This window comes from Flavobacterium arabinosi (assembly GCF_048158725.1).
GTDB classification, from domain to species: Bacteria; Bacteroidota; Bacteroidia; order Flavobacteriales; family Flavobacteriaceae; genus Flavobacterium; species Flavobacterium arabinosi.
The window spans coordinates 190,670-216,239 of sequence record NZ_JBLNKX010000004.1; the positions used below are offsets into that span (position 1 = coordinate 190,670).

Here is a 25,570-nt window from a genome sequence, read left to right on the forward strand (position 1 = left end):
TAAAATTTTTATTCAAACCGACATAAAAAATATGCTTTTATATTCAAAAAAATATTATAGGAGGTTCTTTCTTTCCAAAGGAAAAATAATTTCCATAGAAAAAATCTAAAAGCCATTTTTATCGATATTTTTCAATAATTTGCACCCGCTTTGAAAAACCTGTTCAAAAACATCAAAGTTCTCAATACCAGCAAGCCTTAAAGATGTATTTAAAAAAGATTTCATTATTCAATTATAAGAATTTTTCAGAAGCAAATTTCGCTTTTGACAGCAAAATAAATTGTTTTGTAGGTAAGAATGGTATTGGAAAGACAAATGTGCTTGATGCAATCTACCATTTATCGTACGGAAAAAGCTATTTCAATCCATTAGCCGTTCAGAATATTAAACACGGAGAAGAATTCTTTGTGATTGATGCTGAATTTGAAAAAAACGAAAGAAATGAGCAAATCCTTTGTAGTCTAAAAAAAGGCCAAAAAAAAATATTAAAACGCAACGGAAAAGCGTACGATAAATTTTCAGATCATATTGGTTTTATTCCTTTGGTTATTATTTCTCCCACCGACAGCGATTTGGTTGTGGAAGGCAGTGAAACTCGAAGAAAATTCATTGACAGCATAATTTCGCAGTTAGATTCCCATTATTTACAACAACTGATTCAATACCAAAAAGTAATGAGCCAGCGTAATGCTTTGTTAAAATATTTTGCACTGAATCATGTTTTTGAAAACGATACGTTATCTATATATAATGAGCAGCTCAACAGTTTCGGAAATTATATTTTCGAAAAAAGAAAAGAATTTATCGACCAGTTTATTCCTATTTTCAATACACATCATCAAGCCATAACGGGTTCACAAGAAACAGTTCAGCTGGTATATGAAAGTCATTTATTCGAAAAAGATTTACTGACACTTTTACAAGAAAACATCAATAAAGACAGAGCGTTACATTACACCAGTGTGGGAATTCATAAAGATGATTTATCATTTGAAATAGACGAACATCCCATCAAGAAATTTGGATCACAGGGTCAACAGAAATCATTTTTAATCGCTTTAAAATTAGCACAGTTTGAATTCCTAAAAAAACAAAGTGGCGTAAAACCAATTCTATTATTTGATGATATCTTTGATAAATTAGACGAAAGTCGAGTGGCTAAAATTATTGAAATGGTCAACAGCGATACTTTTGGACAGCTCTTTATTTCAGATACACATCCGGAACGCACGGAAACGATTGTAAAATCGACACATCAGACCTATAAAATTTTCAACTTATAATTTTATTTAATAGTTAATTAAGATTACAAAAATGAAAATTTACCTAATTTAGCCTATTCCAATTTAAAATTAGATCAATGAAATTTCATTCAATATTCCTTATAATCCTATCTTTTGTAGTTTTATCCTGTAATGGACAAACTTCAAAAGACGTAAAAACTATTGAAGCCAAAGCTTTTGCAGAAAGAATAAAGGAGACTCCAAATCCACAAATCCTAGATGTACGAACTCCTGAGGAATTTGCGTCCGATCATATTGACAATGCTAAAAATGTAAATTGGCTTAGCAATGATTTTGTTACAAATGCCGCAAAATTCGACAAATCAAAACCTATTTTTGTGTATTGCAAAAGTGGAGGAAGAAGTCAAAAAGCTGCTGAAAAATTAAGTGAATTAGGCTTTACAACCATATACCAATTAGACGGTGGAATATTAAAATGGGATTCAGCGGGCCTTTCTAAACCAAGTAGCAAAATAATTGGCCTATCAACTCAGGAATACAACAAATTATTAAACTCAGATAAAAAAGTATTGATTGATTTTTATGCAGAATGGTGCGCTCCATGCAAAAAAATGAAACCGTATCTTTTGCAAATGGAAAAAGAATTAGCAGATAAAATCGTTATTATTCGATTGGATGCAGATAAAAATAAAACCCTGATGACTGAAATGAAAATTAGTGAACTTCCTACCTTATTATTGTATGAAAACAAAGAAGTAAAATGGAAACATTCTGGATTTATAAGTGAAGAGGATTTAAAAAAACAATTATAATAGTTTCAATATGCTTTCAAAAGACACGCTACAATTTCTGGATGATTTAAAGGCCAACAATAATAGGGATTGGTTTTTGGAAAATAAAAAAAGGTACGAAGCTTTCAAGAAAGATTACCAGCAATTAGTTGCTGATTTACTTGACGTGATGAAACCAATGGATCCTTCGCTGGAAATGCTGGAAGTAAAAAATTGTACTTTTAGAATCAATCGTGACATTCGGTTCTCTAAGGACAAGACTCCTTATAAATCGCACTTGGGTGTTTGGCTTTCTTCGGGTGCAAAAGGTTTAAATCGCTCTGGATATTATATTCATTTAGAAAAAGGCGCTAGTTTTATTGCCGGAGGATTGTATTGTCCTGAAGCGGATGATTTGAAAAAAATGCGTAAGGAAATTGCTTATTTTCATGATGATTTAGAAGCAATTCTTGAGGATAAAAATTTCAAAAAGGAATTTAAGGATTTTGATCGGAATGAAAAAAACACACTAAAAAACCCACCACGAGGGTACGAAAAAGACCATCCAGCCATTGATTTACTCAAACTGAAAAGCTTTGAATCTTCTCAAAGAATTGATATTTCAGAAGTAACAAAAAAAGATTTTGTTGCTACAATGAGTAAAAAATTAATTACCCTGAAACCACTAAATGACTTTATAAATCGCGCTTTAACTTCTGAGTAATTCTAATTTATACCGATGCAAAAAAAGAAAATTCTTTTTCTGGGAGAATCCTATAGAGCTGATGCCATCACTTGGATGAACGGTCTTAAGCAATTTGGTGATTTTGAAATCATTACTTGGGAATTAAAAACACCCAGTGATTGTATTCATAACCGAATTTTAAGGCTTTTAGAATTAGAATTAGCTATTTTTAAAATTAGAAAAATAATAAAAGCCCAACAACCGGACATGGTAATTGCAGAAAGAACCACCAGTTACGGTTTTCTTGCTGCATTATCTTGTGTAAAGCCAATAGCAATTGCACAGCAAGGCAGAACCGATTTATGGCCTGAAAAATCGATTTCATTACCTTTAAAAAAACTCATTCAGAATTACGCTTTCAAAAAAGCGGATTTAATTCATGCTTGGGGCTCAGTGATGACTATTTCTATGCTGGCAGCCAATGTCGACATGAATAAAGTTTTGGTTTTACCAAAGGGAATTGATTTAGAGAAATTCGGTAATAACAACAATGCCAATCCAGAAAAAATTTGTGCTATTGTCACTCGCTCTTTGTTACCAGAATACCGTCATGATATTATTTTAAAATCATTTGCTATTTTAAACCAAAAAGGAATAGATTTCGTACTTACTATTATAGGAGACGGAACACAACTTTCTTCATTGAAAGATTTAGCAAAAAAATTAAATATCGAAAACAAAGTCAACTTTACCGGAAGAATTCCAAATACAGCATTACCAAAACTATTGCAGCAATCTAATATCTACATTAGTATGCCAATAACTGAAGGTGTTTCGGCCTCTTTATTTGAAGCGATGGCTACTAACTGTTATCCAATTGTAACAGATATTCTAGGAAATCAAAGTTGGATTAAACATAGAGAAAACGGACAATTAGTTACCGTTGATGATTACAAAATGCTGGCAGAAGAATTAATCTGGGCATTTGAAAACAATAAACATAGGAACGAAGCAGTTTTAAAAAACAGAACGTTTGTAGAAAAAAATGCAGATTACAATATAAACATGAGAATTATTGCCAACAAATACCACGAATTAATCAACACAAATAGCCCAAATTAACTATGTGTGGAATTAATGGAATCTTGCATTTACAATCACAAAAAAAAATTGACGAACGGATTCTAACAAAGATGCGCGATTCGCTGGAACATCGCGGCCCGGATGATAAAGGATTATTTATAGAAAATAATATTGGCTTTGGACACAGAAGACTTTCAATTTTAGATATTTCCTTAGCCGGGCACCAACCTTTCCTATCGGAAGACGGAAGATATGTGCTGGTTTATAATGGCGAAATCTACAATTTCAAAGAATTTTATCCCGAGTTAAAAAGCAATGGATTTGACATTAAAACCACTTCAGATACCGAGGTTTTGATGAAATTATTCCAATTACATGGTTTAAAAATGCTCAATCGTCTCAACGGAATGTTTGCGTTTGCTATTTGGGATAAAATGGAAAAAAAGTTAATTGTTGTTCGTGACAGAATGGGGGTTAAACCGCTATATTATTCTTTTTACAACGAGACTTTTTATTTCGCATCCGAACAAAAAGCACTATTCACGGCTGGAGTTCCTCTCAAAATGGCACAAGATGGACTACAAGAATATATTTTTAACCGATTTGTTGCCGGCGAAAATACTTTGTACCAAAATGTAAAAAAAGTATTGCCCGGACATATCATGACCATTCATGAAGGTGGAAAAGTAACAACCAAAAAATGGTGGGACTTAAAAAAGGAAATTCAAAATCAGCCTGAAATAAAAAATCCCGTAGAATGGTTTCGCGAAACTTTTGATGACTCCATAAAACTGCGAATGGTAAGTGACGTTGCTGTTGGCGTTTTATTGAGTGGCGGACTGGATTCTTCCTCAATTTTGGCTTCATTATTCCATCAAAATTACAAAGATATTCAAACTTTTAATATTGGTTTCAAAGAGAAAGAACATAACGAATCGCATTTGGCTAAAATGATGGCGGAGAAATTCGACTATGGATTTCATACGATGCAATTGGAGCATACAAAGCTTTATGATAAATTAATAAGTTCCACTTATTTTCAAGACGAACCTATTATGCATTTGAGCGAACCACATCTTTTGGCAGTTTCACAAATGGCAAAACCGTCAGTAAAAGTATTACTTTCCGGTGAAGGTGCTGATGAATTAATGGGTGGTTATGTGCGATACAAAGCCTTACAATATCCATCTCTATTGAATTCCATTGCCACCATTAGTAATTTAGATGTTTTCATAAAAAACCCACGATACGAAAAGTTAATGCGTTATGCCCAAATCAAAAAAAAATCTGAATTGATCATTTACAATGGCTCTAATATTTTTCCAAAAGACATTGCGAAAACTTTTGGAATTAATACACCTCCTAAAAACGAATACAGAAAACAAATTTACCAAGAAGCAAAATCTTTATATCCGGACAATTTACGTAGACAAGCCCTTTATTTTGACCAACATACCTATTTATGCTCGCTTTTAGACAGAAACGATCGCTGTACAATGGGTGCATCCATTGAATGTCGGGAACCGTTTTTAGATCCAAGATTAGTTGTCGGATTAGGCTCAATTGAAGACAAATGGATGTTTGCAGGAAAAAAATGGAAATTCATCCTGAAATCATCGATGGAAGAACGCTTACCTGATAAAATTCTAAAATTCAGAAAAGTAGGATTGAGTGTTCCTTGGGGTGATTATATAACTAAAAGTCCTGTATTTAAAGAAGAATTAGAATCATTTTCTAGAAGTGATTTATTCCAAATTCCTTATTTTGAACACATAAACATTCAGAAACTCGTTCAAAATTTACAAAAAGGCGACACCCGCATGACTTCTTACATTATGCCACTGTTTATGATGCATATCTGGATGAAAACCTATACAACTAAATTTTAATTCTTACTTTTGACCTAGGATTAAACTATTCAAAAAAGCACTTTCTTTTATGGAAATACTACATAATTTCTCTTTAAAAAAATACAATACATTTGGTATTGAAGCCAAAGCAAAACAGTTTGTTGCAGTACATTCGGCAGAAGATTTAAAAACTATTTTACAGGAAAATAAATCCCAGAGAAAATTTATTTTAGGCGGCGGAAGCAATATGCTTTTGACAAAAGATATTGATGGATTGGTTATTCATATCGATTTGAAAAGCAAAAAAATTATTGAAGAAGATGATAATTTTGTTTGGGTCGAAAGCCAGGCTGGAGAAAACTGGCATGAATTTGTACTTTGGACCATTGACCAAAATTTTGGCGGTTTAGAAAACATGTCACTTATTCCTGGAAATGTGGGAACCACTCCAGTACAAAACATTGGTGCTTATGGCACTGAGATTAAAGACACTTTTGTTTCCTGCAAAGCGATGACGATAGAAAATCAGGAAAATAAAACATTCACAAAAGACGAATGTCATTTTGGCTACCGGGAAAGTGTTTTCAAAAATGAAGCAAAAGACCAATACGTCATTACATCGGTAGTTTTTAAATTGACAAAACGCAACCATAAAATCAATACTTCTTACGGCGATATTACGTCAGAATTAGAAAAAAATAACATTACCAATCCTTCTTTAAAAGACGTCAGTAATGCCGTAATTGCGATTCGACAAAGTAAATTACCAGATCCGAAGGAATTGGGAAACAGTGGCAGTTTCTTTAAAAATCCTATTCTATTAAAATCGGATTTTAAAAAAATACAACAGCAATTTCCTGAAATGAAATATTTCGATATTTCTGAAACCGAAGTAAAAGTTCCTGCCGGATGGCTGATTGAGCAAGCTGGTTTCAAAGGAAAACGTTTTGGTGATGCGGGAATCCATAAAAATCAAGCCTTAGTTTTAGTCAATTATGGCAATGCCACAGGACAGGATATTTTGAATGTTTCAAAAGATATTCAAGAGACAATTTTTAAAACGTTTGGCATTCATATTGAGGCTGAGGTAAATGTAATTTAGTTTCAGATTTTAGGTGTTGGGTATTTATAAATCCTAAAATCCATTTTGCTATCTCTAATGCTAAATTTCCAAAAACCAACATCTAAAACCTAATCATAAAATGTACACTCCAGATCCCTACAAAAACGAAAATCAAGAAGAAATCGAAAAATTTCTTCAAGAGAACAGCTTTGGTATCCTAATCAATCAAACGGATGGAAAATTGTGCGCAACACATATTCCATTAGAACTGGATAGTAATAAAGATGGAAATCAAATTTTATGTGGCCACATTTCTAAAGAAAACCCACAATGGAAAGGTTTCACTGATAAAGACCAAATTTTAGCTATTTTCTCCGGACCACATTCTTACATTTCTTCTTCTTGGTACGATCATGAAAATGTTCCTACCTGGAACTACATTGCGGTTCATGTTTACGGGAAAATCAAAATTATCGAGGGCGATGCTGTTGTCGAATCCCTAAAAAAACTGGTTGATAAATACGAACAAAATTCTGAAAACCCAGTTCGTGTAGAAGATTTATCTAAGAAAACCATGATGCAAACCCGAGGTATTGTAGCATTTGAAATCGAAATTACAGAAATCCAAGCCACAAGAAAATTATCGCAAAACCGAGATGATAAAAATTATCAAAACATCATTTCCGAATTAGAAAAAACAGAAGATACCCAAGCGATTGCTGTCGCAAATGAAATGAAAAAATGCACTCGATAAATTATTTCGAAATTCACACATTGTACTTAACAATTCACAATTCTATTCATACCTTTGCACTCGATTTAAAAACTCATTAAACTCTGATGCTTATACTAATTCTTTACTTTTTTATTTTTATAGTTGCTGTTCAAATTTCGTATTATCTAGGTGTTTTTGGGAAATTCGCTTTCGCCAAAACACAAAAGATAACGCCAAAAAAAATCCCAATATCGGTAATTGTTTGTGCGAAAAACGAAGAAGAAAATGTAGCGAATTACATCCCGTTACTTGCTGAACAAAATTACCCTGATTTTGAAATTGTCTTGATAGATGATGCTTCAAGTGATAATACTTTGGCTATTTTCGAAGAATTTGAAAAGCAATATTCAAATGTACGTTTGGTAAAAGTGAAGAACAACGAAGCCTTTTGGGGAAACAAAAAATATGCTTTGACTTTAGGAATAAAAGCGGCCAAAAAAGAATATTTATTATTCACTGATGCTGATTGTTACCCTACTTCAAAAGATTGGATACTTGCTATGAGTTCACAGTTTACGATGCAAAAAACAATTGTTTTGGGTTATGGTAAATATGAAAAAATTCCTAATTCATTCCTGAATAAAATAATTCGTTTTGAAACTTTACTTACGGTAATTCAATATTTTTCTTGGGCAAAAATCGGACAACCTTATATGGGTGTGGGCAGAAATTTAGCTTACAAAAAAGAAACTTTTTTTAATGTAAATGGTTTTATAGAACACATGCAAGTCCGCTCTGGAGATGATGACTTATTTGTTAATCAAGCGGCAAATGCAAAAAACACGACCATTGCTTTCACAGCGGAAAGTTTTACACTTTCTAGACCAAAAACGACATTCAAAGACTGGTTTACCCAAAAAAGAAGACATGTATCCACAGTAAATTATTATAAACCTTTCGATAAATTACAATTAGGAGCATTTTATTGTTCGCAATTACTATTTATTTTATTGCCTATTCTCTTATTGGCTTTCCAATTTCAATTGATATTAGTTTTGGGTTTAATTGTACTCCGATACTTAGTTGCTTGGATTGTTGTTGGATTTTCGGCAGGAAAATTAAAAGAAAACGACATTAAATTCTGGTTTCCTATAGTTGAAATAGTACTTATATTTACACAAATCAATATCTTTATAACGAATATATTCTCAAAACCAGTACTTTGGAAATAAACAAACAAATAGAAAAAGCAAAACAAGGCGATCAGGTTGCCTTTACCTTTCTATTGGATTATTATTGGAATGAAGTGTATGGTTTTATGCTCAAGCGTACTGAAAACGAAACCAATGCTGAAGACATTACCATAGAAACTTTTTCAAAAGCTTTTGACAAGATAGCCACTTACAACTCCGAATTTCAGTTTAATACGTGGCTAATCGCTATTGCAAAAAACGTTCACATTGATTTATTGCGAAAAAAGAAATCGAGTCTTTTTGTAGAAATTACTGATGAAGAAGACCAACAAGCTTACAATATTGCCGACACTACTCCATCGGCAGAAGATGAATTGATCACGGAACAAAATCTTTCCCAATTATTGCAATTCATCAAAGAATTGAAACCACATTATCAGGAAGTCATCCAGTTGCGCTATTTTCAGGAAATGAGTTATCAGGAAATTGCCAACAAAATTGGCGAACCGTTGAGTAATGTAAAAATTAAATTGCTTCGCGCCAAAAAACTTCTGGCCGAAATCATTCAGAATAAGAGATAATACGATTATTTATATTGTTGTTTTTTATTTTTATTTCAATTGCCGTTGGTTTTAACCAATGTATTAAAATGAGAAATGAAAATTGGCTTTAGCCGAAATTATAAAACTACTTTGGCTAAAGCCAATTTGTTCTAAAATTCCCTATCCGTTGGTTAAAACCAACGGCAATTCCTATCTGTGGTTATAAATAGACAACGCTTTACAGCCTTCTCTTTTCAACTTTTTTTTAATTAAAAAATAACCCACACATTACATACTAAATTTCTTGTTATTTACGTTGTTAAATAAAAACAACCCTTGCTTATGATTTAACTGATACCTAACCTTTAAATCCATAAATTATGTCAAAATTAAGCATTTACGAAACCAGCTGGATTGACCTTGTTTTTCAATACAGAAACAAAGAATATGGAGCGTATCAGTTGCGCCAGGAAAGTACCAAAACTTCAATAATGGCACTTTTCATGGGAATATTACTTTTAGTTTCTGCTTTGAGTATTCCTGTAGTTCTGAATTATTTTAATTCTGAAAATAGGATAACGTTAATTATACCCGAATTCACAACGCCTGTTCAACTAACCGATATTATACCCAATCAAATTCAAGAAATAGAAAAACCAGTTCTTCCCGAAGTAAAAACACAAAATGCGGAAGCTCCGATTCAAAGTGACCAACTAGTGAATCCCATAATTGTACAGGCACAACTGGCAAATCAAGATATTGCAAAAAATACCGAAAACACAAGTACAACAAACAGCATTACAGATGGAACGGCAACTGTTGGCATAAACCCAACTTCTTCCTCTGGAACAGGAACGGGAACGGATACTCCTGTTGATCCCGGAAATACAATTATTGCCAGTGTAAGTCTGGACAAACTTCCTGAATTCCCGGGAGGAATCAATAAGTTCTATACCTATGTAGGAAATAATTTTGAAAAACCAGATATTGACAGTGGCAGTACCATGAAAGTTTATGTGTCTTTTGTAATAGAAAAAGACGGAAGCATGACTGACATTCAGGTAAAAAGAGATCCTGGTTATGGTTTAGGAAAAGAAGCCGTCAGAGTATTGAAATCCTTAAAAACGAAATGGTCTCCGGGAATGATTGGTTCAAAACCGGTTCGAACTGCCTATACTCTTCCCATTACGGTACAAATGGATTAGTTATTTAAAACAGAAAAGCTTCATTTAATTTTGAAGCTTTTTTTGAATATTGTCATTATTTTCTTTAAAACATTTTCTCTTAAAAAAACCAAAAGGCCTTTTTAGCCCTGATTGCAGTGGCATCCCACGCATTTTTTTGCGTGGATACAGTGGAAAGCAGGCCAACTATTTCCTAAAAATAGCAAATATTGTGCTCCTACTGCTGCAATTTCTCTTCTTCAAATAAACAAATAAACGAATCCACAAATAAACTACATTCCTTATCTTTGTGCTTTGAAAATTGATATATGGAAACTGTTTTAGAAAATACTTTACCAATTGGAAAACCGAAATGGTTGAAGGTTAAACTCCCAATTGGCCAAAAATATACAGAGCTTCGCGGCTTAGTTGACAAATATAGTTTGAACACGATTTGTACTTCGGGAAGTTGCCCAAACATGGGTGAATGCTGGGGTGAAGGAACGGCAACATTTATGATTTTAGGAAATGTATGTACCCGTTCTTGTGGTTTTTGTGGTGTAAAAACCGGAAGACCAGAAACTGTGGATTGGGATGAGCCTGAAAAAGTGGCGCGTTCTATCAAAATTATGAACATCAAACATGCCGTAATTACCAGCGTTGACAGAGATGATTTAAAAGATGGCGGATCAATTATTTGGATTGAAACCGTAAAAGCCATTAGAAGAATGAACCCAAACACAACACTTGAAACATTAATTCCTGATTTTCAAGGTATCGAAAGAAATATTGACCGTATCGTGGAAGCCAATCCTGAAGTAGTTTCGCATAATGTAGAAACCGTTCGCAGATTAACGCGTGAAGTGCGTATTCAAGCAAAATATGACCGAAGTCTGGAAGTTTTGCGTTACTTAAAAGAAAAAGGAATCAATAGAACGAAGTCTGGAATCATGCTTGGTCTTGGTGAAAAAGAAGAAGAAGTTTTTCAAACGATGCGCGATTTACGTGATGCAAATGTTGATATTGTAACAATAGGCCAATACTTGCAACCCAGTAAAAAACACTTACCCGTAAAAGAGTTTATAACGCCGGATCAGTTTGCAATATATGAGAAATTTGGCTTGGAATTAGGGTTTCGTCATGTAGAAAGCGGACCATTAGTTCGTTCATCCTACAAAGCACAAAAACATATTTTATAAAAAATTCATTTGTTTAATCGGTTCATCGGTTAAGCAAATAAACGAATAAACGAATCCATTTGAAAACAAGAATTGCCATTAATGGTTTTGGAAGAATTGGTCGGAATTTATTTCGCTTGCTTTTAAACCATCCTACTATTGAAGTCGTTGCCATAAATGATATTGCTGATAAAAAAACTATGGCACATTTAGTGAAATACGACAGTATTCACGGTGTTTTACCATTTTCAGTAAGTCCTGATGAAAAAGGTTTTTCCGTAGATGGAAAACATTATTTATTCTTTCACGAAAAAAAAATTTCAAATCTTGATTGGAAAAGTTTAGACATCGATTACGTAATAGAGTCGACTGGAAAGTACCGTACTTTTGAAGAAATAAATGCTCATATTTTGGCTGGTGCCAAGAAAGTAATTCTTTCTGCACCTTCAGAAGTAGACACGATAAAAACGGTTGTTCTAGGCGTGAATGAGAATATTCTAGATGGTAGCGAAACCATTATTTCCAACGCCAGTTGCACAACGAATAATGCAGCACCAATGATGAAAGTCATTGATGAACTTTGCGGTATTGAGCAGGCCTACATCACTACAATTCACTCGTATACAACAGATCAAAGTTTACACGATCAACCGCATAAGGATTTACGCAGAGCACGTGGGGCAAGTCAATCAATTGTTCCTACAACTACTGGTGCAGCAAAGGCATTGACAAAAATTTTCACTAAATTGCAAGGAAAAATTGGCGGATGCGGTATTAGAGTCCCTGTTCCTGATGGTTCCTTAACGGATATTACGTTCAATGTAAAACGAGCTGTTACCATAAATGAAATAAATGCTGCTTTTAAAATTGCAGCACAAACTAACTTAAAAGGAGTTCTCGATTATACTGAAGATCCAATTGTTTCTGTAGATGTTATTGGAAACAGAAACTCTTGTCTTTTTGACGCACAACTCACCTCAGTAATTGACAAAATGGTGAAAGTGGTAGGCTGGTATGATAATGAAATAGGATATTCTTCTAGAATTATTGATTTAATTCTATTAATAGAAAGTAGAAAAAATTAACAATAAAAAATTCAGTTATAAATGAAATACCTTTTCATTTTTATCTTTTTTTTAAATTCGGTTCTGTATTCTCAAGCTAATGAGAAAACAGATAGTATTTCATATTATGGTAATTTAAGCAAATCCAATATCTTAAATAACAAATACAAAAATGCTCTTTTCTACACCCAAAAAGCAATAAACTATTCTAAAGAAGCTCGTAATTCACTGGCTCAAGCAAATCAGACCTATTCCTTAGGTAAAATTTATTATGATTTAAAAAAGTATAATGATGCTATTGAAACCTTTCATAAAAGCATTGCACTATATAAAAATTTAAACCCGACTGAGGCATATGCCTATTCTTATTATTATCTTGGGAAATGCTATGTCGCAAAAGCAAATTTTGCTGATGCCGAAATTTGTTTTGACCAAACTCAATCAATATTTGATGAATTAAAAATCCCTGATACTGCTCAAATAATAATGCTTCAAAGAGGAATTATAAGCAAGTCAAAAGGAAATTTGGATTTAGCATCAACAATTTTCAAAACCATTATTGCAAAACCTGAGAGTCCCGAAATAGTAGATTCTAAAGTGGAAGCGCTGTATCAAATAGGAACTATCGAAGCTACAAAAAACCGATTTAACCTAGCTTTGAACTATCTAAATAAAGCATTAGCGTTAAATGAAAAAAATGAAAATCTAGAACAAAAATCAAATATTTTACTCGCATTAAGTTCTGTTTTCGAAAAAATGCTGGATAAAAACAATGCATATTCTTATTTAAAACAACATCTCAATCTCAAAGAAAGCATTTCTATTTTAAACAACGAAAGACTGGGAATTGATGATTATGATAAATTTAAAGAGTCCGAACGTTTAAAAGAACTGGCGCAATTAGACAGTGATAACAAACAACAGGAAAAGGCTAATAAGTTTTCTAAATTAATTAGTATTCTGGCAATTGCGTTAATCTCTATTTTATCCTTACTAAGCTTGTCTTTGTATAAAAACAATATCATTAGAACGCAGTCCAATCTACTGTTAAAAGAAAAAAACAATGAGTTGGAAATCGCTAAAGAGAAAGCGGAAAGAGCCTCTAATGCCCGATCTGAATTTTTATCGACTGTGAGCCATGAACTTCGGACACCACTAAATGCCATAAACGGAATAGCTCATTTATTATTGGAAGAAAATCCAAAAAAAGCTCAAATGGACTATCTGAATTCATTAAAATTTTCAGGAGATTATCTGACAAAGTTTATAAATGAAATTCTGGAAATTAATAAAATTGATTCTAATAAGGTTGAAATTGAATATATCAACTTTAATTTGAAACAATTATTAGAAGACATACAAAACTCTTTAAAAGAATTAGCTACTGTAAACAACAACACATTTAATCTCGAAATTGACTCCTCCATTCCGGATTATTTGATTGGTGATCCTACAAAATTATCTCAGATAATAATGAATCTGATTAACAATGCACTTAAATTTACAAAAAATGGTAATGTCAGCGTAATTGTAAAACTTCATTCTTTGGAAGCTAAAAATGCAACTTTATATTTTGAAGTAATTGATACCGGAATTGGAATTCCGGCAGACAAATTGCAAAGTGTTTTTGATAGTTTTTCTCAAGGCTCTATAGAAATCAATCGTAAATATGGCGGAACTGGTTTAGGTTTAACAATTGTAAAAAAATTGATTAAAATTTTGGGCGGTAGAATAAACTTAAAGAGTGTCGTAGGAAAAGGCTCTGCTTTTTCATTCAAATTACAATTTAAACTAGGCTCGCAATTAGTGAAGCTTGACGAAAAACCTAAAACATACGATGATTCTTCCTTAAAAAATAAAAAAATACTTTTAGTCGAAGACAATAAAATCAATCAAATGATTACCGAAAAAATGCTTCACAACAAAGGAATCTTTTGCGAAATAATTGACAATGGTGAAGATGCTATAGAAATAGCGAAAAAGAACAAATTTGATTTGATTCTTATGGATGTCCATTTACCAGGAATTAACGGAACTATTGCTACAGAAGAAATTAGAAAATTCGATACTAAAACACCTATAATTGCACTTACCGCCATCTCATTAGATGAAAATCGTGAAATGCTTTTATCCTTTGGTATGAATGATGTTGTTACAAAGCCATTCATACCAGAAGAATTCTATGCTGTAATTGCTAAAAACGTATAGCGACTAATAATTTACAATCAATTCTTTAATAAGAATTCTTACTTTTGGCTCTGCATTTTTAGCAGCTTCCAAAACTTCATCGTGAGAAATAGTCCCAATACTTTCTTCATTTCCCATATCAGTAATTACAGAAATTCCAAATGTTTCCAAATCCATATGACGAGCAACAATCACCTCTGGAACTGTGGACATTCCTACGCAATCAGCACCAAGAATTTTCACCATTCTATATTCAGCCAAAGTTTCAAAAGTAGGACCTTGTAAACCAAGATAAATCCCTTCGTGAACCTCAATATTTAATTTCTGCGCCAATTCTTTGGCCTTAGCGATCATCTTTTTGGAATATGGCTCACTCATGTTTACGAAACGAGGTCCAAAGCGTTCATCGTTTTTACCCCGCAAAGGATGCTTCGGCGTCATATTGATGTGATCTGTAATCATGACAATAGAACCTACTTTATAATTTGGATTCACTCCTCCAGATGCATTTGAAACAATTAATTTATCAACGCCTAAAAACTTCATTACTCGCACCGGGAAAGTCACTTCTTTCATCGAATAACCTTCGTAAAAATGGAATCGTCCTTGCATAGCAACAACTTGTTTATCGCCTATTGTTCCAAAAACCAATGCACCCTTGTGACCTTGAACCGTCGATATAGGAAAATTTGGAATTTCGTTATAAGGCAATGTAAATTCTACTTTCATTTCATCAGTAAAACTCCCTAATCCCGAACCTAAGATCACACCATATTCTGGTGTAAAATCAATTTTTCCTTTAATAAAACTAACGGTTTCTTGAACTTGTTCCCACATAATTTAAAATATTTTTATCAAAATTTTCACTTCCTGAAATAAAAGAACTTTTTATGGGCAGATAGAAAAGTTGTTCGCTTGGCAAACTTCCTTTTAACCTGACATAATCTTTTTCGGTAGTTATAATAATGCTGTCCTGAGCTAAATTCTTAATTTCTAAAATATCTTTATCGGTAAAATGATGATGGTCCGGAAAAGACAAACAGGTATCATTTGTATGCCGTAAATAAGCGAAAAACGGTTCTGGTTTTGCAATTCCTGCAACTAGTATTTTATCCAGCCATTTAATTTCACCAACTTTTATCTTTTTATTTTCAGAATAAATCCAATCATCATAATCGATGTACGTAAAATACAATTCTTGATTTATCGACAGCTTTAATTTGTTTTTGATTTCATTTTGTTCATCTGGCGAAAGGTTAGAAGGACATTTTGTAACAATAATCACATTCGCTCTTTTCGCTCCGCTGCTACTCTCCCGTAAATTACCAGTTGGCAGCATACAATCATCCGAATACAAATCGCCGTAGGAAGTCAGTAAAATATAGAACCCTGCTTTTACTTTTCGGTGTTGAAAAGCGTCGTCCAGCAAAATAACTTCTGGCTTTTCTTGTTGTCCAAGCAATTGTTCAATTCCGTTTTTTCTATTAGCGTCAACAGCAACTTGGATGTTTTTGAATTTTTGAAAAAACTGAAAAGGCTCATCTCCAAGAATGGCAGCATTCGAATTGGCATCAGCCAAAATAAAGCCTTCCGATTTTCTTTTATATCCGCGGCTTAACGTGGCAATTTCATATTTACCAGAAAGCAATCGAATCAAATATTCAATTTGAGGTGTTTTTCCTGTTCCACCAACGCTTAGATTTCCAACAGCAATAATAGGTAAATCAAAAGAATAAGATTTTAAAACACCTTTATCGAAAAGAAAATTCCGAATACTCGTTATCAAACCATATAAAAGGGCGAACGGAAATAGTATTTTTCGCAGTAAATTCATTTTACGAAAGTAGAATAAATTATCTTTGATTTAAAATTTTGTTTCTTTTGTCTAATGTTTAAAGTTCCGCTCGACAAAACCTTAAACCTTAAACTTCAAACCTTAAACCCTAAACTAATGAAAATCAAAGAAATCATTTCCGTACTTGAAGAAATGGCCCCACTCGCCTACGCTGAAGATTTTGACAATGTGGGTTTATTGGTTGGAGATCAAGATTCAGAAGCGACAGGTGTTTTAGTCTGCCATGATGCTTTAGAAAATATAATTGACGAAGCAATTGCAAAAAAGTGCAATTTGGTAGTTTGTTTTCATCCGATATTATTTTCTGGTTTAAAAAAAATAACGGGCAAAAACTATGTGGAGCGAGCTGTTATTAAAGCCATAAAAAATGACATTGCCATCTATGCCGTTCACACCGCTTTGGACAACCATCAAGAAGGCGTGAATAAAATATTTTGTGATGCCTTGGGATTGATAAACACTAAAATTCTGATTCCAAAAAAAAATTACATTCGCAAACTAGTAACCTATACGATTCCGGAAAATGCGGAAGAAGTAAGAAATGCATTATTTGATGCCGGTGCGGGAACGGTTGGAAATTATGAAAATTGCAGTTTTAATTCGAAAGGAATTGGAACCTATATGGGAAATGAACACAGCAATCCTCAAGTTGGTGAGCGATTCGAATTTGTGCAAGGAGATGAAATTAAAATCGAAGTCACTTTCGAAAAACATTTAGAAAATAAAATTCTAAAAGCATTATTCAAAAGCCATGCTTATGAAGAAGTGGCGTATGAAATTTATGCCTTGCAAAACCAACATCAAAATATTGGCTTGGGAATGATTGGAGAATTGAAAAGTCCGATGGAAGAAAAAGAGTTTTTGCTTTTTGCAAAAGTGAAAATGCAAAGTGACGGGATTCGGCATTCCAACTTTATAGGAAAAGAAATAAAAAAAGTAGCCGTTCTTGGCGGAGCTGGAAGTTTTGCGATAAAAAATGCGATTCAGGCCGGGGCAGATGCTTTTTTGACTGCTGATTTGAAGTACCATCAGTTTTATGAAGCCGAAAATAAACTTTTATTAGCAGATATTGGACATTTTGAAAGCGAACGCTATACAAAAAATTATATTGTTGACTATCTTCGGAAAAAAATCCTTAATTTTGCAGTTATTTTATCAGAAGAAAATTCAAATCCAGTTAAGTACTTATAGAATATGGCGAATACGAAAGAATTAAGTGTTGAGGACAAGTTAAGAGCAATTTACGATTTACAACTAATTGACTCAAGAATTGACGAAATCAGAAATGTAAGGGGTGAACTTCCTCTTGAAGTAGAGGATTTAGAAGATGAAGTTGCAGGTTTAAGCACACGTTCAGAAAAATTGAAAAGTGAACTCGAAGTTATCGAAGATCTAATCAAAGCAAAAAAGAATGCAATTGATGAGCACAAAGAGGCTATCAAAAAATATACGAAGCAACAAGAAACTGTTCGCAACAACAGAGAATTTAATTCGTTGACTAAAGAGGTTGAATTTCAAGAATTAGAAATTCAATTGTCTGAAAAACAAATTAAAGAAATGAAAGCTTCTATCGAACACAAGAAAGAAGTAATCTCAAATTCTAAAGAAAGATTAGAAGCAAAATCGAATCATTTGAAGCACAAAAAATCAGAATTAGACGCTATCATGTCTGAAACTGCTAAAGAAGAAGCTTTTTTATCTGATAAATCAGCTGAATACCAAGCTTTAATTGAAGAAAGATTATTGAAGGCTTACACTAGAATCAGAACTAGCGTTCGCAATGGATTAGCTGTTGTTTCTATTGAGAGAGGAGCATCTGCAGGATCATTCTTTACGATTCCGCCACAAACACAAGTGGAAATCGCTTCAAGAAAGAAAATTATTACTGATGAACATTCAGGAAGAATATTAGTCGACAGCGCACTTGCTGACGAAGAAAAAGAGAAAATGGAACAATTGTTTTCTAAATTCTAATTACATTTAAGCCTCCCTAATCGGAGGCTTTTTTATTATGAAGAAATTGACGTTTTTTATATTCACTAAATCAATTGGATTGTACATTAACTTTTTGAGTTTTGTATTTCCAAATAAAGCATCGCAACTGGCGTATGCCTTTTTTAGTGAACCCAGAGAAGGCAGATTATCAAAAACTAATCTTCCCGAAATTCTACAGGAAGCGCAATCAGAGACGTTTCATCTGGATGAGCATTCTTTTCAAACGTATATCTGGAAAGGAAATGACACCATTATTCTTTTGGTTCACGGATGGGAAAGTAACGCTTCTCGGTGGGAGAATATCTTACCCTATCTAAAAAAATCGGGAAGTACTATTATTGCCATCGATGGTCCTGCTCATGGCTTATCGAGCGGAAAAGAATTTAGCATTCCTAAATATGCTGAATTTATTCATATTGCTGTTCAAAAATTTAAGCCTCAATACCTGATAGGTCATTCTATGGGCGGAAAAACTTGTTTGTATTATCAGTCGGTATATCAAAATGATTTGCTTAAAAAAATGGTAATTCTGGGAGCGCCTAGTGATTTCAAGATAATCTTGCACAATTACATTGCCCTGTTGAGTTTGAATTCTAAAATTTCTAAAGCTTTAGAAGATCATTATTTAAATAATTTCAAACTCAGTTTGGAACAATTTTCTGGTAAGATGTTTGCTTCTAAATTAAATATAAAAGGATTTATTGCCCATGATATTGATGACACTGTAGTTTTATTCGAAGAAGGTAAAAAAATTGCAAGTACATGGAAAAATGCCGTTTTCATCGAAACAAAAGGTTTAGGTCATAGTATGCATGATGCAGAATTATATGAAAAAGTCTCCCGCTTTTTATTTGAAACGGAGTAAAATGATACATCAGCAAAATCTTTTGCCGACTTCTTAATTTTCAAATAAACAAATAACTACGTAAACGATTAAACAATTTAGTACTACTTTTGCATTATGGAAGAAAATCTAAAACGTCTCAATAAATTCATAGGAGAAACTGGGTATTGCTCCCGCCGTGAGGCCGATAAAATCATTGAAGAAGGTCGTGTAACCATCAATGGAATCGTTCCGGAATTAGGCACAAAAGTTTCACCCGATGACGAAGTGCGTATTGACGGAAAATTAATTCGGGAGAAAAATGAAAAACCCGTTTATTTGGCTTTCAACAAACCTGTTGGCATCGAATGTACCACAAACTTAGAAGTTCGCAATAACATTGTAGATTACATCAATTATCCAAAACGTATTTTCCCTATTGGGAGATTAGACAAAGCCAGTGAAGGATTGATTTTTATGACCAATGACGGTGATATTGTCAACAAAATTCTTCGCGCCAGAAACAATCACGAAAAAGAATATACCGTAACGGTTAACAAACTCATAACCGATCGCTTTATCGAAAAAATGGGAAATGGCGTGCCAATTTTGGACACTATTACTCGAAAATGTAAGGTAGAAAAAATCAGCTCCACCATTTTTAAAATCGTTTTGACCCAAGGTTTAAACCGCCAAATTCGTAGAATGTGCGAATATCTGGGTTATGAAGTTACCGCTTTGAAACGTATTAGAATCATCAATATTTCACTAGACATTCCTGTAGGTCGCTACCGTGATTTAACAGATGCCGAAATCAAAGAATTAAACGAACTTATTGAACCTTCGAGCAAAACTGAAGAAGCGAGTTTACCCAAAACTGAATCTCCAAAAAGAAGAACCGAATTTATTAAAAGAGACGATCCTAGGTTTAAAGGAAGAGGAGATTATTAAGAATAAAAATCCCATTCGTTGAACTGCCCCCAAAAAGTTAGACATTATCTGAGGGTAGTTCAACGAATGGGATTTTACTTTTATTTACTAGTTATAAATTCGTAGTACAATGCTTTTGATAAAAAGTTTTTAGATTGCCTGTGACTAATCTCTTTCTCTCTTGTAAGTTCAATATATTGTCCATTTAATTTCTTTAGTAAAAAATAGTCTCGACGGCTTTCATCATTAAAATTTAATCCGGATAAAAATATAGGCTCTACCCCTTTATTTACAGAAATATTGTAATTGGTGATTATATTCCCCCAATTAACAAAACTGCATAAAAGTATTGTTCCATAAAAATACCAAATCATTTGATTGAAAAGATAAGCATTTGTTTTTTGCTTATAAATCTTCCAAAAAGTAATTAATAAACCTGCAACTGCTAATAACAGGAAAGCAAAAACGCCTAATCTTTTATAGGTTAAACCAAATGCAGTAATATATTCAACATTTTTTATAATGGCACTGATAATTAGTATTCCGTTCAATGTTATCCAAATTTTAGATAGTAATTTGAGATTACTCGCTTTCTTGTCAAAATTAAATCCATTTTTAAAAAAGAATAGCATCACGCCAACAGCCATTATTATTGAAAAAATAACAGCATTTACTCTTTCATGTGTTGCTGCGCTCAAAGACACAACCACTTGTTCTTCAAAAAACTGTTCATAATTATATGTTCCAATAAAAATTAAAATCATACAATTTAAAAGCACTAAAGTAATTTCACCACTCTTTCTTTCAAAATCAAGATCAAGAAATGAAAAAGTTTGTTGATGCTCCATTCTTGTCTCATTACTAAAATCATTATCTAACATTGAATTTCTATCATAACAAATCTCTGGTACCCAATAATTCCAGAAACTGAACGAAATATAGAAGCCTAACAAAGCAATTAGAAAGACTTCCAAAACATTCAAATCTAAAGTATAATCCGTAAATAGAGATGAAAAGTGTTCGCTACCGAAAGCGTAAACCACGAAAAACAAGGTTATAAATATAGCTGGAATAACAATGTAAGCAATGAGTTTTTTTGTCAAATCATTTTTAATTTCTCTTTTTGGAAGCCACTGGCTAAACATCAATATGCGACCTAACGAAGCAAATCCGTTGATAAATATAATTGGAAAAATCTGTAGTATTTTAAGTTTTACTTCATGAGTTTTAAATTGTAAAAAAAGAATAGACATTGATAAAGCCAAAAAGGAGACAAAATCGCCATACCAAGCAAAAGCAAAACACGACAAAACTGAGGTGATGACTAATCCTAAATGCAAACGACTTGTAAATCGTTCCTGAAAGAAATAGCAAATCATTCCGGTCAGTAGCAACCCAAAAATCGCCAGATTTACTCCTACTGCTTCCTTGTAAAAAAGCAATGTAAAAACCAGACTACAAGCTAAAATTAAATGATATTTTTTCATAATAAAAATTTTAAAAGTACTTTGCAATTCAAAGCATTAAGTTAAAAAAAGGTGCTATTTAGATTTAATTAATTTTTCAAGACTATTTAAGTGAGAAACAAAAGCGGTTCTTCCCATATTGGTAACTCGATACGAAGTTTTTGGCTTTTTACCGACAAACTCTTTTTTTACTTCTATGTAACCAGATTTTTCCAAGGCAGATGAATGACTCGCTAAATTACCATCAGTAATATCCAGTAAAGATTTCATTTCAGTAAAATCAATCCAATCATTTACCATCAAAACAGACATGATGCCTAGTCTGACTCGACTTTCGAAATCTTTGTTTAATTTATCAATGATTCCCATTATTATTTATATTTTTTGAACATAATTAAACCGTACAGAATATGTAAAATTCCAAATCCTATAGCCCAAAAAACAAGTCCGTATCCAAGATAAAAAAGGGAAATACATCCTAACACAATTTCACATATACCCAAATATTTAATATCTGAAAAAGTATACTTTTCAGCATTAATAAGCGCTAAGCCATAAAACAATAAAGTTGTTGGTGCAATCAAAGCAAATAACTGATGGTATAAAAGCGCAACACAAAATACTCCTCCAACAAATAAAGGAATCGCTAAATTGAGTAACATCTTTTTAGTAGTATTAGTCCACACGGGTAAATTAAACTTTTTACTTTTTCTTAAAGTGAAAAATATACCAAATACCAATGCTAAAATCAAAATTAACAAAGCAATGAAAGTTAATTCCATTATTAAACCATAACTATACATCTTTTGCTTTCCGTCAAAATATTCAATACCATTCTGTTTAAACAACTGATATACATAAATTGCCCCAGCTAATGCAACTGCCCCAGCAAATATTCCTGAAAGGCCACTTAACGAAATAAATCTTGAAGAGCGCTCCATCATGGAACGAATATGCGATAAATCTTCTTGATGTTTTTGACTCATAAATAAAGTACTTTGAATTACAAAGTTATTAATTAATTTTAGATTTCAAAATAGAAACTGATTTATTTCCAAAAAACTTAATAGTATTCCATCAAAGAACTAAAATATTCCGTGAACCTTCCTGCAAAACCGAAGGAGCTAGTTTGTCAAAAGCGTAACCCGCTAAAAGAAAACGGAATTCATCAACAGAAACTATCCGTGATTGACGATAAAGAGGGGTAAATAAATCCCTTTAACACTAATCCAATTATTAAACGTCTCTTTTACTCCTTTTGGAAATATGAATTATAAATCCAAGAAATTGTATTCAATTAAATATCTATACTCGCTGAGTATTTTAATTTAGCATACAATAACTTAACCTTTTGTTTGAAGTATCTTAATCTGTTTTTTTTAATAAACGCTATAAATTTGCATCATCTAAAAAAAAGTACTTGAAATTTTTCTTCAACAATTTTCGTTACTTCAGAACACAAATATTTTTATCATTTTCATCAATGATTGTTTTGATAGTTATTTGGTTTATGTTTTACCTGTATATCGACCGTAAAGTTGATCATCTCAATAATTTCACTTACAAATCGTATCAAATTTCACAAGACTTTACTGGTAACATAAGAAATTTTCAAACTTTTTTATTGTTTGGATACAAGGAAAAAGACTTTTATATTAATCATAATCAGAAAGACCTTAAACTATACATAGACAATTTAAAAAACCAAAGAAAGGAAATTGATCTAATTTTCAAAGAATCGAAAGAGTTAAACATTGGAAACAATCCATCTATGACTAATCTTTCTAAAGAAATAGATAATCTTTATATTGTTGTAAATCAGTTTAAAAAAACAGCATTAATTCGGGGATTTAAAGATCATGGGATTGAAGGTAAAATGAGGAACAAAGCACATTTTTTAGAAAAAAAATCTTCATTAAACAAAATTACTTTACTTCAATTTCGTAGACATGAAAAAGATTATTTGTTACGTTCAGATGTTGCTTCTATTACAAAATTTGAAAATTTATATAATTCTACTTTTAAAAAAAAAAATATTGATTCAGCAACCAAGCAAGTTCTTATAGATTATAAAAATGATTTTGACACTTTGGTAAAATTGAGTTCAAAATTAGGAGTTTCTCAGAATCAGGGTTTATATGGAAAAATAAATCAAATTAATGGATTTGTTGAAAGTTCATTTGTTCAAATTATAGCTCATAATGAAAAAAGAATAAATGAATTAAAAAAAACCCTATTTTATTCTCAATTATGTCAAACACTGCTTATGGCTCTTATCGCCTTAATATTATGCATTTACATATCTAAATATTTCACAAAAGACATCAAATTACTTTCGTTAGATATTTCAAGTTATATAAAGTCTAATTTCAAGGAACCAATATCCAATTTAAACCACAGATCATCAATTAGGGAAGTTGATTTCTTATTAATAAGTTACGGAATATTAAAAGAAAAGCTATCGGAAAATATTATTTTTTTAGAAAAGAAAACTGAGCAGGCGAATAAAACAGCAACCTTCAAAACGCAATTTCTTGCTAACATGAGCCACGAAATTAGATCCCCACTTAATGGAGTTATAGGAATGTTAAACATGCTCAAAACAAGTTCATTAAATAGCGAACAAACCGAATATATCGAAATAGCGGAACACAGCGCAGATCATCTTTTGGGTATTGTAAATATGATTTTAGATCATTCAAAAATGGAAGCTGGTAAAATGAAGGTAGAACAATATCCAATAAATCTCAAAAAAGAACTTACTAAACTAATCAGATTATTTGAATACCGAATAATTGATAAAAACATAAAACTACATTTTATTTATGATGATAGCATTTCAAATAACATACTTGGAGATAATTTAAGATTACAACAAGTATTGATTAACCTTATTGACAATGCAATTAAGTTTACAACTCATGGAGATGTTAAACTTGAGGTGAATTTATTAAATCGAATAGACGATTTACAGTATTTGAGTTTTAAAATCATGGATTCCGGTATAGGTATAGACGCCGATAAAACAGAACAAATGCTTCTAGCGTTTGAACAAGCCGATTTAACAACCACCAGGAAATATGGTGGCACAGGATTGGGTTTAACAATTTCTAACCAATTAGTGCAACTAATGGGGGGCAGTAAATTAAATATTATAGGTTTAGAAAGTGGGGGATCGAGTTTTAGTTTTGAAATTCCATTCAAAATTAATACAAATGTGATTTCAATTGAAGACAATAATGAAACTCACTTCAATGATATAAAAGATGTAATTATTAATAAAGCATTAATTGTTGAAGATAATTTAATAAATCAAAAAGTCTTGTATAAACTTTTGAATAAACTAAATATCCCTTCAGATATTGCAATTAACGGAAAAGAAGCGGTTACACTTTATAATAAAAATGATTATGACATCATTTTTATGGATTTACACATGCCTGAAATGGATGGGTTTGAAGCAACAGAAAAAATACATGCCTCTCCAAAATATCAAATTACCCCTATACCAATTATTGCTGTAACTGCAAGCGCATTTGATGAAGACAAGGTAAAAGCCATTTCTAAAGGTATGGATGATTTTATAACTAAACCCGTTGTTTTAAAAAACTTAGAAGAAATAATAGCTAAACAAATGCAGTTGAAATGTTTTCAAATATAAAATTGCTGTATCGATTACAAAGTTTAATAAACTTCTCTTCGAAAAAACTGAAGAAGCGAGTTTACTTACAGAAGAGCATGCAAAAAGAAGAACAAAATTCATC

At 32.4% G+C, this 25,570-nt stretch carries 23 protein-coding genes; 18 read left to right on the forward strand and 5 right to left on the reverse strand.

From position 1 onward, the window contains the following. The first annotated feature begins 203 nt into the window (after positions 1-203). The 13 genes from recF to ACM55K_RS10085 all read left to right on the forward strand — a co-directional run bounded on the left by recF (position 204) and on the right by ACM55K_RS10085 (position 14,758). Positions 204-1,283, forward strand: a complete 1,080-nt coding sequence (gene recF / locus ACM55K_RS10025) for a DNA replication/repair protein RecF (RefSeq protein WP_416850093.1) — start codon at positions 204-206, stop codon at positions 1,281-1,283. A 77-nt stretch (positions 1,284-1,360) separates the two neighbouring features. Then, positions 1,361-2,056 carry a thioredoxin domain-containing protein gene (locus ACM55K_RS10030; protein WP_416850094.1) on the forward strand — a complete coding sequence of 232 codons (696 nt, stop codon included), beginning with the start codon at positions 1,361-1,363 and terminating at the stop codon, positions 2,054-2,056. Between the two features lie 10 nt (positions 2,057-2,066). Then, positions 2,067-2,738 carry a DUF2461 domain-containing protein gene (locus ACM55K_RS10035; RefSeq protein ID WP_416850095.1) on the forward strand — a complete coding sequence of 224 codons (672 nt, stop codon included), beginning with the start codon at positions 2,067-2,069 and terminating at the stop codon, positions 2,736-2,738. Positions 2,739-2,753: 15 nt separating this feature from the next. Further along, the gene (locus tag ACM55K_RS10040; protein ID WP_416850096.1) at positions 2,754-3,821 is read left to right on the forward strand and encodes a glycosyltransferase; all 1,068 of its coding nucleotides are present in this window, start codon (positions 2,754-2,756) and stop codon (positions 3,819-3,821) included. 2 nt (positions 3,822-3,823) lie between these two features. After that, positions 3,824-5,671: an asparagine synthase (glutamine-hydrolyzing) gene (gene asnB / locus ACM55K_RS10045; RefSeq protein ID WP_416850097.1), complete on the forward strand. Its 1,848-nt coding sequence runs from the start codon at positions 3,824-3,826 to the stop codon at positions 5,669-5,671. 49 nt (positions 5,672-5,720) lie between these two features. Next, entirely contained in the window at positions 5,721-6,734 is a 1,014-nt protein-coding gene (murB, locus tag ACM55K_RS10050) for a UDP-N-acetylmuramate dehydrogenase (protein WP_416850098.1), read from the forward strand. A 100-nt stretch (positions 6,735-6,834) separates the two neighbouring features. Beyond that, entirely contained in the window at positions 6,835-7,449 is a 615-nt protein-coding gene (locus tag ACM55K_RS10055; RefSeq protein ID WP_416850099.1) for an FMN-binding negative transcriptional regulator, read from the forward strand. Positions 7,450-7,535: 86 nt separating this feature from the next. After that, positions 7,536-8,642, forward strand: a complete 1,107-nt coding sequence (locus tag ACM55K_RS10060; protein ID WP_416850100.1) for a glycosyltransferase — start codon at positions 7,536-7,538, stop codon at positions 8,640-8,642. After that, positions 8,633-9,184, forward strand: a complete 552-nt coding sequence (locus tag ACM55K_RS10065) for an RNA polymerase sigma factor (protein ID WP_416850101.1) — start codon at positions 8,633-8,635, stop codon at positions 9,182-9,184. Before ACM55K_RS10060 ends, ACM55K_RS10065 begins: the two co-directional genes overlap by 10 nt. A gap of 341 nt (positions 9,185-9,525) precedes the next feature. After that, complete coding sequence (locus ACM55K_RS10070; protein ID WP_416850102.1) at positions 9,526-10,350, forward strand: energy transducer TonB; 825 nt, start codon at positions 9,526-9,528, stop codon at positions 10,348-10,350. A gap of 287 nt (positions 10,351-10,637) precedes the next feature. Beyond that, positions 10,638-11,507, forward strand: a complete 870-nt coding sequence (gene lipA / locus ACM55K_RS10075) for a lipoyl synthase (RefSeq protein ID WP_416850103.1) — start codon at positions 10,638-10,640, stop codon at positions 11,505-11,507. 59 nt (positions 11,508-11,566) lie between these two features. Then, positions 11,567-12,571, forward strand: coding sequence for a type I glyceraldehyde-3-phosphate dehydrogenase (gene gap, locus ACM55K_RS10080; protein WP_416850104.1), 1,005 nt, complete (start codon positions 11,567-11,569; stop codon positions 12,569-12,571). A gap of 21 nt (positions 12,572-12,592) precedes the next feature. After that, a complete protein-coding gene (locus tag ACM55K_RS10085; protein ID WP_416850105.1) occupies positions 12,593-14,758 on the forward strand; it encodes an ATP-binding protein in 2,166 nt (721 codons plus the stop codon). Positions 14,759-14,761: 3 nt separating this feature from the next. Here ACM55K_RS10085 and ACM55K_RS10090 read toward each other — a convergent pair whose 3' ends face one another. After that, a complete protein-coding gene (locus ACM55K_RS10090) occupies positions 14,762-15,574 on the reverse strand; it encodes a purine-nucleoside phosphorylase (protein WP_416850106.1) in 813 nt (270 codons plus the stop codon). Beyond that, positions 15,546-16,571, reverse strand: a complete 1,026-nt coding sequence (gene lpxK, locus ACM55K_RS10095) for a tetraacyldisaccharide 4'-kinase (protein ID WP_416850107.1) — start codon at positions 16,569-16,571, stop codon at positions 15,546-15,548. The genes ACM55K_RS10090 and lpxK overlap by 29 nt, the downstream gene beginning before the upstream one ends. Positions 16,572-16,688: 117 nt before the next feature. Between lpxK and ACM55K_RS10100 the strand changes: the two genes are divergently transcribed. The 4 genes from ACM55K_RS10100 to rluF all read left to right on the forward strand — a co-directional run bounded on the left by ACM55K_RS10100 (position 16,689) and on the right by rluF (position 20,361). After that, entirely contained in the window at positions 16,689-17,783 is a 1,095-nt protein-coding gene (locus tag ACM55K_RS10100; RefSeq protein WP_416850108.1) for a Nif3-like dinuclear metal center hexameric protein, read from the forward strand. Positions 17,784-17,786: 3 nt separating this feature from the next. Further along, entirely contained in the window at positions 17,787-18,566 is a 780-nt protein-coding gene (locus tag ACM55K_RS10105) for a zinc ribbon domain-containing protein (protein WP_416843033.1), read from the forward strand. A 37-nt stretch (positions 18,567-18,603) separates the two neighbouring features. Next, positions 18,604-19,452 carry an alpha/beta fold hydrolase gene (locus ACM55K_RS10110; RefSeq protein WP_416850109.1) on the forward strand — a complete coding sequence of 283 codons (849 nt, stop codon included), beginning with the start codon at positions 18,604-18,606 and terminating at the stop codon, positions 19,450-19,452. Between the two features lie 96 nt (positions 19,453-19,548). Then, positions 19,549-20,361 carry a 23S rRNA pseudouridine(2604) synthase RluF gene (gene rluF, locus ACM55K_RS10115; RefSeq protein WP_416850110.1) on the forward strand — a complete coding sequence of 271 codons (813 nt, stop codon included), beginning with the start codon at positions 19,549-19,551 and terminating at the stop codon, positions 20,359-20,361. 80 nt (positions 20,362-20,441) lie between these two features. On the opposite strand, the gene ACM55K_RS10120 is transcribed toward rluF, so the two are convergent. From ACM55K_RS10120 to ACM55K_RS10130, 3 genes are read right to left on the reverse strand one after another with little or no spacing between them, the layout of a single operon-like run. Further along, complete coding sequence (locus ACM55K_RS10120) at positions 20,442-21,827, reverse strand: DUF4153 domain-containing protein (protein ID WP_416850111.1); 1,386 nt, start codon at positions 21,825-21,827, stop codon at positions 20,442-20,444. 54 nt (positions 21,828-21,881) lie between these two features. Further along, positions 21,882-22,175, reverse strand: a complete 294-nt coding sequence (locus tag ACM55K_RS10125; protein ID WP_416850112.1) for a winged helix-turn-helix domain-containing protein — start codon at positions 22,173-22,175, stop codon at positions 21,882-21,884. 2 nt (positions 22,176-22,177) lie between these two features. Further along, positions 22,178-22,792 carry a hypothetical protein gene (locus ACM55K_RS10130; RefSeq protein WP_416850113.1) on the reverse strand — a complete coding sequence of 205 codons (615 nt, stop codon included), beginning with the start codon at positions 22,790-22,792 and terminating at the stop codon, positions 22,178-22,180. Between the two features lie 434 nt (positions 22,793-23,226). On the opposite strand from ACM55K_RS10130, the gene ACM55K_RS10135 reads away from it, so the two are divergent. Then, on the forward strand, positions 23,227-25,467 hold the full coding sequence (locus ACM55K_RS10135) for a response regulator (protein WP_416850114.1): 2,241 nt from the start codon (positions 23,227-23,229) through the stop codon (positions 25,465-25,467). Positions 25,468-25,570 lie beyond the last annotated feature (103 nt).